General features: G+C 68.9%; 10 protein-coding genes. 5 read left to right on the forward strand and 5 right to left on the reverse strand.

The window, feature by feature from the left end; translation table 11 throughout:
• Positions 1-17 precede the first annotated feature (17 nt).
• The 3 genes from ACHBTE_RS34935 to ACHBTE_RS34945 all read right to left on the reverse strand — a co-directional run bounded on the left by ACHBTE_RS34935 (position 18) and on the right by ACHBTE_RS34945 (position 2,680).
• Positions 18-524: a helicase associated domain-containing protein gene (locus tag ACHBTE_RS34935; RefSeq protein WP_394729648.1), complete on the reverse strand. Its 507-nt coding sequence runs from the start codon at positions 522-524 to the stop codon at positions 18-20.
• A gap of 33 nt (positions 525-557) precedes the next feature.
• Complete coding sequence (locus tag ACHBTE_RS34940; protein WP_394729650.1) at positions 558-785, reverse strand: hypothetical protein; 228 nt, start codon at positions 783-785, stop codon at positions 558-560.
• 209 nt (positions 786-994) lie between these two features.
• Positions 995-2,680 (reverse strand): SpoIIE family protein phosphatase, encoded by a 1,686-nt coding sequence (locus ACHBTE_RS34945; protein WP_394729652.1) that lies wholly within the window; start codon positions 2,678-2,680, stop codon positions 995-997.
• A 203-nt stretch (positions 2,681-2,883) separates the two neighbouring features.
• Here ACHBTE_RS34945 and ACHBTE_RS34950 point away from each other — a divergent pair, with 203 nt between their 5' ends.
• From ACHBTE_RS34950 to ACHBTE_RS34970, 5 genes are all read left to right on the forward strand, one after another.
• Positions 2,884-3,255, forward strand: coding sequence for a transposase (locus ACHBTE_RS34950; protein ID WP_394729666.1), 372 nt, complete (start codon positions 2,884-2,886; stop codon positions 3,253-3,255).
• A gap of 712 nt (positions 3,256-3,967) precedes the next feature.
• Positions 3,968-4,876 carry an AAA family ATPase gene (locus ACHBTE_RS34955; protein WP_394729654.1) on the forward strand — a complete coding sequence of 303 codons (909 nt, stop codon included), beginning with the start codon at positions 3,968-3,970 and terminating at the stop codon, positions 4,874-4,876.
• 20 nt (positions 4,877-4,896) lie between these two features.
• Positions 4,897-5,952: a tyrosine-type recombinase/integrase gene (locus ACHBTE_RS34960; protein WP_394729656.1), complete on the forward strand. Its 1,056-nt coding sequence runs from the start codon at positions 4,897-4,899 to the stop codon at positions 5,950-5,952.
• 20 nt (positions 5,953-5,972) lie between these two features.
• On the forward strand, positions 5,973-6,371 hold the full coding sequence (locus ACHBTE_RS34965; RefSeq protein WP_394729658.1) for a helix-turn-helix domain-containing protein: 399 nt from the start codon (positions 5,973-5,975) through the stop codon (positions 6,369-6,371).
• Positions 6,372-6,797: 426 nt separating this feature from the next.
• Positions 6,798-7,460, forward strand: coding sequence for a hypothetical protein (locus tag ACHBTE_RS34970; RefSeq protein ID WP_394729660.1), 663 nt, complete (start codon positions 6,798-6,800; stop codon positions 7,458-7,460).
• Between the two features lie 596 nt (positions 7,461-8,056).
• Here the strand turns inward: ACHBTE_RS34970 and ACHBTE_RS34975 are convergent.
• Positions 8,057-10,738, reverse strand: coding sequence for a Helicase associated domain protein (locus ACHBTE_RS34975; protein WP_394729662.1), 2,682 nt, complete (start codon positions 10,736-10,738; stop codon positions 8,057-8,059).
• Between the two features lie 459 nt (positions 10,739-11,197).
• On the reverse strand, positions 11,198-11,392 hold the full coding sequence (locus tag ACHBTE_RS34980) for a hypothetical protein (RefSeq protein WP_394729664.1): 195 nt from the start codon (positions 11,390-11,392) through the stop codon (positions 11,198-11,200).
• Between the last annotated feature and the right edge of the window lie 343 nt (positions 11,393-11,735).

Genomic DNA, 11,735 nt, shown 5'->3' on the forward strand with positions numbered 1-11,735 from the left:
AATCAGCCAATCTGTGGTCAGCGGCGGGCCGCGACGTGGAGACGCGCACGCCGAGCGGGGAGGATGAGCGGCCAAGGACTTGTCCGTCGAAGGCCGGTTGGGGAAGGCACGGGGATCCGATGACGCTGGCCATCCTCGGAGGAGAGCCCACGATCGGCAATCCGGGGGTCATCGGCAACCCGGTCGCCTTCATGGCGGAGGACCGGGACGCCGTGATCCAGTTCATGTACAGCAAGAGCGGACGGCTGTCCTGTTCTCGGCAGCCCAGCCGCGGGCAGCGGCCAAGCCCTCCTCCCACGCGACGTCGAAAAGTGCGACCAGACCATGCCAAGCTTCTCCAGCTGCTGGACGCGGTCCTCGTCCATATCCCCGCGGGCGTAGAAGCGGCGAGCGCCCGCGATCCACTGCCCCAGCGGGAAGTTACCCAGCGCGGCCGGCCACCCCGCCTCCACCACCTCCGGTCCCTTCGGCACCCGGTACGTGAACGGCACCTTCAGGTCGCCGACCTCCCGCGCGTACAGCACGGCGGCCTCGATGCCGGGCCGCCAGTGCTCGTGCTAGGGGTTGAGGACCCGCAGGTTGATGAACGCGGCCAGCGCGGCCGGGTCACGCGGCGTGGAGAACTTCAACAACGCCTTCGCCGACGCGGACGGCCCACCATCCCCGCCCCCGCTCTTCTCCTTGCCCTTGGCGTCCTTCTGGACGGGCTTGTAGCGGCTCGGGGCCTGCTGTTGGGCCAGTTGTTCGACGATGCGAGTGTCGTGCGCCCTGAGAAGCTGTGTCACATCCTCTTTCCGCAGGTAGCAGCTTTGTGAGGGCAGGTGTTGATTGGTTTTGCCGTTCGGGTGGACGTCCACCCGAACGGCAGTTGGAGGTTGGACATGGTCGACGGCATCCGCTACTTCGTCGATGACAGGATCAAGTGCGGGGCGATGCCCCCCGATTACCTGCCCTGGCGCACAGCGGAGCTGACTCGGCAGAGCGTCATGTGGAGTTACGGGGCGTGATGGCACTGGCGGGCGGCGAGGATTGCGACGTCGTCCTCGTACGCGCCGTTGGCGAGGCGTGCCAGGACCGTGTCGAGCAGGTCGTCCAGCGGGGTGTCGGCGGGCAGGCTCAGGCTCTGAAATTCCTGTACGGAGTCGTCGATGTCGGTGCCGCGTCGTTCGACCAGTCCGTCGGTGTAGAGCACCAGTGTGGTTCCGGGTGCCATGGTGGCGGTGAGGGGTTCGTAGCCGCCGAGCCCGGTGCCGATGGGCGGGCCGGCCGGCAGCCACAGGATGTCGATGCTGCCGTCCGGGCGCAGTACGGCGGGCGGCGGGTGTCCTGCGCTGGCCGCGGTGCAGGTGCCATCCTGCGGGTCCATGACCGCGAGGAGGCAGGTGGCGAGGCGGTCGAGCCCGAGCTGTGCGACCTGGCGGTCGAACTCTTCGAGGATCTCCTCGACGTCCGTAACGTCGGTGGCGATGGTGCGCAGCAGGGAGCGGTACTGGCTCATGGTGACGGCGGCCTGGAAGCCGTGGCCCATCACGTCGCCCATGACCAGCAGGGTCCGCGCGTCGGGCAGGGGGATCGAGTCGTACCAGTCTCCGCCGACCAGGACGCTGCGGCCGGAGGGAAGATAGCGGGCGGCAACCTCCACGCCCGGGTGAGGGGCGCGGGGTTCGGCCAGCAGGGCCCGCTGGAGTTCCAATGCCATGGTGTGCTCGTAGCTGTAGCGGCGTGCGCTGTCGACAGACAGGGCTGCCCGGCCGGCCAGCGCCTGGATCGTCGTGAGGTCGTCGTCGCTGAAGGGCTGTGAGGCGCCGGCCCTGCCCATCAGGATGACGCCCACCGGGCGGCCTGCGGTGATCAGGGGGACGATGAGCAGCGAGTGGATGCCAGCCGCGCGGAAGATCCTGGTGCGCTCAGGGTCCACCGTCACCTTCTGGAACAAGTCGTCCGAGGCCAGGTTGCCCAGCCACAGCCGCCCGACGTCCATGCAATGGCGTGTGGCGACACCGCGAGGGATGTCGATATAGGGGCCCGGCCCGCCCATCTGGTGAAGCAGCCACTCCATCCCCGCAGGCGCGGAGCCCCTCACCTTGCGCAGCCGCACGAAGCCGGGCCGAGGTGGGGGAGCACCGGTGAAATCCTCCTCCACGATGCCCACCGCTGCCATGTCCGCCAGCGAGGGGGCCAGGAAATCGGACAGTTCCTGGCACGTGGTCTCGATGTCGAGGGTGGTGCCGACCCGCGTGGCCGCAGCGTCCAGCAGGGCGAGCCGTAGATGAGCGGTCTCCATATCGTCCAGGTAGCTGCGCAGACTGCTGATCTCCACGCCGATCCCGCACAGGCCCGCATCCTGTCCGGGCAGCTCCACTCGGTGATAGACCGCCCGCCACAACCGTTGCCCCAGTGGGGAAGAGACACCGGTCGTTCCTGAGATGGTCGTCTCGCGTGGTTGCCCGTCTGCGAGGACCTCGGTCAAGACATCGTCCGGTCGCTGCAGGTCCGGCAGCACCTCCCCGAGCGTGCGCCCCAGGAACGCGGACGCGGGCAGGCCGCTGATCTTGGCCCAGGCCGGATTGACGTACAAATGTCGCAACTGCGCATCGAGGACGACGATGGCAGCCACGGTTCCCTCGACCAGCTGACGCCCAGGAAGTCCCTCGCCCTTGGGAAATTGCCACTGCGGCATGGACCCGTCACCGTTCACAGATGTGCCTCTCGCTGCCGTCAACGGAGCTCATCCATACCCGGTTAATCCGCTGATCTCTCGTCTGCGCGGGCCCGACCGTCGGCTGAGTTCTTGTGCCTGGGCCTTGTATGCAAATGCTTTGATCAGCGAGGCGGGTCCGGGACGAGTGCTGGGACGTCACTCGACTGCCAAAGCGCCATCTCCTGGTCGACCAGGACGGCCTCCTCGTCACACCCGCCGACGTCCAGGACCGCGACGCGGCCCGCATCCTCCTCACCCGCCTGCACACCGCGCACCCCGAGATCGTGCTTGTCCGGGCCGACAACGGCTACGGCGGCGAGGAGTTCGCCACCCGGGCACAGACCGAACTCGGCATCACCGTCAAGATCGTCTCCCGCCCCAAGGACGCCAACGGCTTTGTCCTGCTACCTAAACGCTGGGTGGTTGAGCGGTTGAATTCGTGGACGATGCGGGCCCGAGGCAACGCGAGGGACTACGAGCGCCTTATGTCCCACGCCGAAGCCCACATCCAGTGGGCTTTCATCACCCTCATGACCCGCCCCCTCACTCGCTGAAACTACCGCGCCGAAGCACCGGAGACCCCTCTCGCGCCAGCGGCCTGAGACCCCAGATTGCCGTTCGGGTGGGCGTCCATGGACGCCCACCCGAACGGCAGAACCGATCAACACCCGCCCTCACAAAGCCGCTACCTGCGGAAAGAGGATGTGACACAGCTTCTGTGGAGTTGTCTGTGGGGCTGTCTGTGGTGTCGGCGCTCGGTGCGGGTGCGCTCGCTGCCGCCGCTCGTGCGCACCGAGATCAAATCGGGTATGCCGGAGTGTCTGCCGGTGGGCAGAATCCGGAGCGGCAGCTCGTATCCGCTGGGGCGGCTTGGGGATCTCGGCGGCCGCAACGGAGCGGCACCGTCGGCACCCGACTCGCCGCTACGTCGGACTAGTCTCCGGGTCTGGTTCGACCAGGCCAGTGATGCAGCTGCGGCCTCTCGGCTTCGGGTCGGGAGTGGTGAGAGTCGGGGTTGGTGGTCTGGTGGTTGGTGTATTGGTGCTGGTCAGTGGGGTGTTGCAGGTAGGGCTGGCACTGTCATGAGGTGAGAGTCTGATGGCTGGGATCGCTGTCGTGGGGCTTTATCTGATGGTGGGTGATGCTGTCTCAGATTCGTGAGTTCTGATGCGGTGGGGTGGGCGGGGCCGGTGTGATGGTGGGGTGGATCAAGGTGTAGGAGCTGGCCGGGGGGCTGTGCTGCCGAGGGCGTTGGTGGTGCGTCGTGTGCTGGAGCGGCAGCAGGCGGGGGAGTTGGCGACGCGGCATGTGCGTGCGGTCGCTGAGACGGTGGGTGTTTCGGAGCGTACGGTCTGGCGCTGGCTGGACCAGGCGAAGGCGACCGGGCGGGCGGAGGCGCCGGTCCGGCAGGGATACGCGGTGTCGGACGAGGTGTGGGAGCTGCTGGGTGAGGCGGGGGGCAATGTCTCGGAGCTGAGGCGTCGGCTGGTGGCTGCCGGTGGTGAGGTGCCAGTTCCGTCGATGTCGACGTTGAGCCGGGTGATCCGCAGGGACCGTCGGGCGGGGCGGGCTTTGCTGACCGGGCGGGAGCCTGAGGTTGCCGGGTCGCGCCGGCCGGATGCCCTCAGCGAGCTGGGCCTGAACGTGGTGGCGGAGAAAGGCGTCGCTGGGCAGGTGTTTCTGCGGGAGCAGAAGCACCTGGCGCAGGTCCCGGTCCTGGTACCGGATGCCCAGGTGGTGCACACACCCGCCGTTCGGTCGGTGCTGCGGACGGTCGCGCACGCGGCCGCGGTGGGGGCGGTGGTGTGCTTGTACGGCGACGCCGGCCAGGGCAAGACCGTCGCGTTGCAGTACGCCTTGTCCCAGCTGCCGCACCCGGCCAGGGTCCGTCGGGTCCACGTCGGTGTGCATCCGACGGTTCCCGAACTGCGCCGGGTGCTCGCGGACGCCTTGGAGCTGGGCAGGCGTCTGCCGGGCGGGGCGGGGGAGGCCGACCTGATGCTGGTGAACGCGCTACGGCAGCCTCGTGTGCTGGTACTGGACGAGGCGCAGCGTTTTCCGGGGCCAGCGTGTGGGTTGCGGGGTTGTGCGTTAGGCGGGGGTTGCTTTTCCGTTGGTGTCTCGTTGATTGCTTCGGTGGTGTGCGTGTTGTTCAGGTGCTGCCTGAATGAGTAGTCGCGAGATGGTGGTGGGGTATGGGGGAGCGGGTTCTCCGGCTGATCGATGGCGGGCTCGCCGGCCCGGCCAGTAGCGGCGATGTTCCGGGTGTGTGGGCCTTCCAGGCCGAGTGCGTGGCGGCGTTTGCGTCGACGTGGGTGGTACGCGCGTTCTCTGCGACGACGGTCCGTTGCTACGCGGCGCTGCTGGAACGTGTGCTGGACCGCTTCGACCGGCCGGTGTGGGAGATCGAGGTGTCGGATGTGGACGCGATGCTCCGTGCTCTGGTGGTGGCGGGCCGGGCACCGGGCACTCGGCGCCAGTATCTGCAGATGCTGCGTGCGTTCCATGGCTTCGTCCAGGACCGCTGCACCACACAGATCCGGGTGCTGTATGGAGTGCTGGTCGGTGATCCGCTGGACCGGTTCAACCGGCTGCGGCATGTCAGCGATGACTCGCCCGCCCTCCGACTGCCGCCCACGGCCGGGCGTCTGCAGGGGTTCTTCGGCTTCGCGCGCGCCCGCCTCGCAGCCACCCCGCACTACCCTGCTGCGGCGCGGGATTACGCGCTGCTGCGCACTCTGTACCACTCAGGGGTACGGGTGAGTGAGTTGGTCCGCCTCGACCGGTGTGACGTCCACCCCCTGCTGGGGCCGTCGGGGAAGCTGCATGTGCGGTTCGGCAAGGCCGCGAACACATCGGGCCCGCGCCCGAGATGGACTCCGCTGCTCGACGGCCTCGACCAGATCCTGGACTGGTACCAAGGTGACGTCCGTCCGCTCTTCCCTGACAGCGCACCGCTGTTCTGCGACGGTCAGGGCGATGCGCTGAAGCCGGAGACCGTACGTGACCGACTCGCCCGCCTTCTGGATCTCGAAGGCAGGTCCTCGGCAGAGCGGTTCACCCCGCACGCACTGCGCCGCGCGTGCGCGACTCACCACTACGAGCGGGGTATGGACATCCTCGCCGTCCAGCAGCTCCTCGGCCACCGGCACATCGCCTCGACCATGGCCTACGTCAAACCCTCACACACCTTCATCGAGGACGCCTGGCGCCGCGCCACACTCACCGCCGTCACTGGCCTGGCCGGCTGAAGGACGAGAGGGGCACGGCAATGACGGCACTCGAGTCGCACCCCACCCCACGCACGCTCACGAGCACGAGCACGGGAACACAGGTGGAGTGGCAGCTGCGGATGACCGCAGCACAGCGCGGAGTCTGGACCGGAACCGAGCTGCGCCGCCTGCTGGCCGAGCGAGCGGGCCTTGAGCTGTCCGCAGCGTCGGTGTCCGCGCTGTTCACCAAGCAGCCGTCCCAGGTGAAGCTGTCCACGCTGGCCGCGTTGTGCACCGCCCTGGACTGCACCCCGGGCGACCTCCTGACCCTGCGCGAGACCGTGCCGCAGCCCGGCCCCTCGCCTTCGCCCCGCGCTGCACCCGCCTCGGCCCTACCGTCGCCCTCCGCCGTAGGCCCGGCGCCCGCGCCTGTGAACCGGTCCCTGCCCCCGCTGTGAAACCACGGCTGAACTCCCGCCCCTTTTCTCCCCCTCCCTCGTCCGGCCACCAGATAATTCCCGATGACAGCCACCGCGACCGATGCCGTCCAGGGCCGCTGCACCGCCTGCCACAAGCTGCGATGGCTGCGCGCCGACACAGGCCGCTGCGCCTGGTGCTCACGTACGTGCTCCGACTGTGGAGCATCCCGGCGCTCGACGGAGCTGCTGTGCGCGGCATGCAGACGCCGGGCCGCCGGACAACCCGCACGCGGCCAGTGCCAGCACTGCGGACGACGACGGACCCTGGCCCCGGCGACCCAACGCTGCCGGGCCTGCATCGACCCGGCTATCGCCCCAGCACCGGCCCGCTGCGCCGGGTGCGGCAGCAGCGGCCAGTGGGCCAAAGGACTGTGCAAGCGCTGCTACGAACACTCGCCCCACACGGTGCTGACCCGCGCGGCCGGCTGGGCGCGCCGTATGCCCCAACCACCGTCGTGGTGGGCTGATTTCGCCGCGCACCTCGCAACCCAGCGCCACCCATTCTACGCAGCCGATGTCATCGCCGACACCGCACGCCTGCTCCTCACCACCACCGCGATCAGCCCATCTGACCTGCTCACACGTGCTCGTCAGGACAGTCCCCAGCTCGTCGGGGCGCTCACGGACTTCTTCCGCGCCCACGGCCGACTCATCCCGCCCGACGACCCGGCGGACGCCAAGGCAGCCGTACGCCGCGAGCGCCGTATCGAGGCCACCCCCGCCCCGCTGCGCCCCGAGGTCTGGGGATTCGCTTACTCTTTACTAGCCCAGCGCGATCAGGCCCGCCAGCTGGGGCTGCGGCCGAACCAGCTGAAGACCATCGAGATCCGCCTGGACACCGTCCGCGACCTGGGGATCCACCTCCACGCCCGAGGGCACACGAGCTGGGCAAGCGTCAGCACAGCACACCTGGAAGCCTTCCTGGCGAAAAACCCCGCACGCCGTGCGTCCTGGCTCGCGGGACTGCGCCAGTTTTTCTCCTACGCACACCGCACCCGAGCGGTCCTTCGCGACCCCACCGGCTCCGTGACCGCCGCGCAGCACCGGGATTTCACGGACCCACTCTGACGTTGTCCGAGCCGCAGGCCCTGTACCGAAGGTGGAGCACCAACCTGGACACCCACCCGCATGAGGCGTTCATCGGACTCGCCGCCCTGCTCCACGCGGCAACCACCACCGAACTACGCCTGCTCACCAGCAGCGATATCGACACCGTCCGCCGCGCTGTCCAGTTCCCCGGCAGAGCGGTGGCCATCCCACTGGACCCCGCGACCTGGACAGCTCTACAGCGCTGCCAAGAGCACCGCGGTCAGCTTCGCTCGAATAACCCTCATCTGCTCGTCACCCGGCTCACCCGCACCACCCGTGGCCCCGCCGGCGCCGCGCACATCCTCGACAGCCTGGCCCCGTCGGCCTGCGGCCCCGCATCCTGCGCTCCACCCGCCTCCTTACCCTCGCGGACGAGCTCGACATCAAGGTGCTCACTGCCTCTCTAGGAATGTCGTACGCAGGAGTCGCTCACTACATCCCCGACACGAGCCCCACAAGCCGCACTTGATCGGAGCCATGGGAGCAGGAAGCAGAGCTGATCCCTGACGCCGAAATACTCTCCACCAAGGGCCGAGTTCCTCCAGCTGCTCCGGCGGGCCTATGCCATCCGGCTCCTACGCCCACTCCACCCCCAGCTCCCGTAGCGCATCCAGCTGCTCCGCGGTGAGCTTGGCACGCCTTGCACGGGTGTTGGAGACCCATACGCCGAGCTTCACCGGCACCTGCTCGTCCTGGCCGTCGACCTCGATCTCGACGACCGCGCCGCGCGGGACGGGCCGGTCCGCGCCTTCTCGTTCGATCCACTGCATGAGGGCTGTCAGGCCGCGCTGGAAGGCTTGCTGCGCCTTGGTCGGGCCCCTCCTCGCACGAGCGGCTGCCGGGGCGGGAGATGGCGCCCCAAGCGGTCTGATGCCCAGCGCGGTGAGGCGTCGCTGCTGCTCGGTGGACAGCTGTTTCCAGGTGGCTGGCTGTTTCTGCCTCCGAATCCACCGCCCTAGATCGTCACCCTCAAAGAGCACTCCCGGGGCGATGTCGGGCAGGTGGCCTTCGGGTTCGTCTGCGGCGAGGTGGGTGAGGATGCGGTGGTGGCGTTGCCAGTCGAGTGGCCAGGGACAGTTCCAGTCTGGGTCGATCTCTGTCAGCTGCGCCGCGCGTACGGCGGCTCGTTCGGGGTCGTTGCCCAGGCCATTCTTCCATCCTTTGCGGCGGAGGTTGGCCATGTGCTGCCCGACGGGCGCCAGGCCCTCGGTTTCGCTCTGGCCCCAGAGGGCGTCCTGCCGGGGTGCGAGGTGTCCGGTGGCCCGGTGGTAGGAGCGGAGCGCGGCGAGTTTGTTCTCCCATGCTTCGTCGCCGGGCTCCCAGACCGTTCCGGCGTCGTCGAGGAGTTCTTTGCGGTGGGGGTCGAGTTCGCCTGTGCGGTGGGCGCGGCGCTGTTGGTGGACCCATCGGCCCAGGGGGTAGTCCTTGGTTACGCCGACTGGGGTCTCGGTGTCGTAGGGGACGGCGTGCAGGCCGGTGATCTCGTTCTCGGCGCGCCAGCGGATGAGGGCCTGGTAGCCCTCGAGCCAGACGAGGGATTGGGGTCTGATGACGCGGCAGCGTGTGAGGGCGGCGATGTCGGCGGCGTCGCGGGGGGTAGCGAAGTTGACCACGACCGAGGTGACCCGGTCGACGTCCTGCTGCGCTTCGTCGGTTTCCTCAGCGTCGGCACCGCTGTCTGCTCCTCTGGCGGTGCGATCGGGGTGGACATGGATGCGGCGGTGCTCGGCGCCGCGGGTGAGTGCGCGGGAGGCGAGCTGGTCGACCATGCGCTCAGAGTGGGAGCGCAGGGCTTGGAGGATGTCGACGAGGGGCTGGTAGCTGGCGGAGGCGATCATGCCCTTCGGGTCCTCTCCGGGCTGGAGGAAGACGGGGATGATGATCCGTGCGGTCTTGGCCCGGCCGTCGGGGTTGGGTCGCAGGGCGCGTCCGATGTTCTGGACGATGTCGACCTGGGAGCTGCGCGAGCCGACGATGCACACGGCCTCGACCCCGCGCAGTCCGGTGATGTCGACCCCGACCCCGAGCGCCCGCACCGAGGACAGGAACGCCCGGTGCACCCGCCGGTTGTCGGCGTTGATGCCGTTGGCGAACCGGTCGATCACCGCACGCCGGTGCGCGATGGGGTGGTCTCCGCACAGCCAGTCCGCCCACACCCGGTCCGGCGGCACGTGGCGGCTGTCCTCAAGCTTGTACAGCTCGGCGTCGATCGACGACGCGGGCAGCTCCTCCGCCCCGGCCAGCACCGCCGCGGAGGCCTCGGCGGTATACAGCTCGGCGGCCGTGCGCGGCATCTGCTCGGCGAACGCGGCTGCCTCCTCCACCCGCTGGTGGAACACCATGGTGGTGTGCAGATTCCGCTGCGCCGCATGCTCCAGCAGTGCGGCCTGGAGCAGGGCCGTGCGCCGGCCGCGCAGCGCGTCCTCGGACAGGCCCAGGATCGGGTCCGGGTCGCGGACCTCGAGCACGTCGATCTCGAACCCCGCGAGGATCGACCGCTCCACCGCCTCCGCCAGCCCAAGATCGAAAATCCGGGTTCCGTAGGTGCGGGAGTCGTCCTCCATCGAGGCGATCACCATCTCCCGCCCGTCCCGGCTCCGCTGCGGTCGGGGCGCGGCGAGGATCCTCGGGGTCGCGGTGAGGTAGAGCCGGAAGTCGACGGGGATCCGGGACTGGTCGTGGATCGCCGCCCACGGCCGGCCCATGTCCCCGGCCGTCATGTGCCCCTCGTCCAGAATGGCCAGGTCGAACGGAGCCATCCGCTGCCCGTACAGGCGCTCCCCGCCCGCCAGAGCCGATTCCAGCGGCCCAGGGACAGTCCGGCAACCAGTGACGTCGGCGGGGTCCTCGCGGTCTACGAGAGAGGCGTACGTGGCGAACACGACCACCGGACCGGTCCCGGCCCACAGGGCGAGCTGGATCGGGTTGGTGGTGGTGCGCACTCCGAGCTGCTCCAGGACCTCGTCCTTGTCCACCGAGCAGACCGCGACCATGGGCGCGCGATGCCCGACCCGGCGCCAGGACAGCGCGCTCTGCACGATCAGGTCCAGCGTGGGCACCATGACGAGGACACGCCCGTCCGGAAAGCACTCCAGCGCGGACACGGCAGCCGTGATCGTCTTGCCGGACCCGGTCGCGGACACCCCGGTGGCACGTGCCCCCTCAGGAGGAACAGGCGATCTTGCAGGAAATCCGACCCAATTTCGAAAGGCCGCCTTCTGGTCGACCTGGTGTTCCTTGAGCTGAATCACTGACATTTACCTGCCTCCCCGACACCTAATTCTAGTGGTCCTTCAGACGGCCGCGTGCGGGTAGCAGGCTGTGCCGGAGTCGTTCCAGACTTCGTGCCCGCCTTGTGCCGGCCGCCGGGCTTTCCGTCCTTGAGAGAGGGCATGCCATCCGGGTCGCAGTGCCCGGCAGCGCGCGTGCAGAGGACGACGTCGCCGCTGGACATCGCCACAGTCCGCGCCGTGCGCAGACCACTGGCCTCGCCCGGTGCCTCCAGCACCCGGCGCCGCTCGGCGGTGTCCGGGCGCGTGCGCGGCAGCACAGCCTCCCCGACGAAAGCCTCCAGCCGCACCAGGCCGGCCCGTTCACGCCGGCACACGCCCACGACATGTACAGCCAGTTCAACGGCCCCGGCCGACCGGGCGCCGCGCCGGGACCAGTCCCGGTCCGCGATGCCCACCAAGGCCTCGCTCATGGCCGTCACGCCGTCATCCCAGCCGTCCCGCGAACACCTGACCCCGAGAGGCCTGCGCCATGCCGTCCAGCTCCACGACCTCGCTCTGCACCCCGGCGACCGCTCCGGCCACCAGGTCGTCCGCCTCGCCCGCGGGCACGCCCTGCGCGTCCAGAAGCGCGAACAGCCTCAACCGGGCATTGACGCCCGCCGTCTGATGCTGGCTCACCTGGTGCACAGAATCGCCGCTCAGCGCGGGATCGGGCCCGGTAGATTCGTGGGGACTGGTCATCCGCGGTCGTTCCTCTCAGAATCCCGAGGAGGTTCCCAGATGGTTAGGGGGTGTCCCATATTTGCCCCAACAGTACATGCTGTTTCAATATGATGCACCCACTACACTGGAACCCACACGAACGAGCGCCCCCATCCTCGCAGCCAGCCTGGCCCGCGTCAGCGGGCCCAACGGTTCTGGAGGCGTAGCCGGAAGGACCGTTGAGGCGAGGGAGCGCAGCGGACTCGCCGAGCCAGGCCAAAGCGAAGCGTAGGCCTGGCAAGCGGGACGAAGTCCCGCC

Origin of the sequence: Streptomyces sp. M41, from assembly GCF_043673425.1 — a bacterium.
Lineage (GTDB): Bacteria > Actinomycetota > Actinomycetes > Streptomycetales > Streptomycetaceae > Streptomyces.

Bases quoted from the DNA above. Each gene is read 5' to 3' on its own strand.
- ACHBTE_RS34975 (WP_394729662.1), bottom strand. From the start codon at position 10,738: ATGTCAGTGATTCAGCTCAAGGAACACCAGGTCGACCAGAAGGCGGCC.
- ACHBTE_RS34945 (WP_394729652.1), bottom strand. From the start codon at position 2,680: ATGCCGCAGTGGCAATTTCCCAAGGGCGAGGGACTTCCTGGGCGTCAG.
- ACHBTE_RS34965 (WP_394729658.1), top strand. From the start codon at position 5,973: ATGACGGCACTCGAGTCGCACCCCACCCCACGCACGCTCACGAGCACG.
- ACHBTE_RS34960 (WP_394729656.1), top strand. From the start codon at position 4,897: ATGGGGGAGCGGGTTCTCCGGCTGATCGATGGCGGGCTCGCCGGCCCG.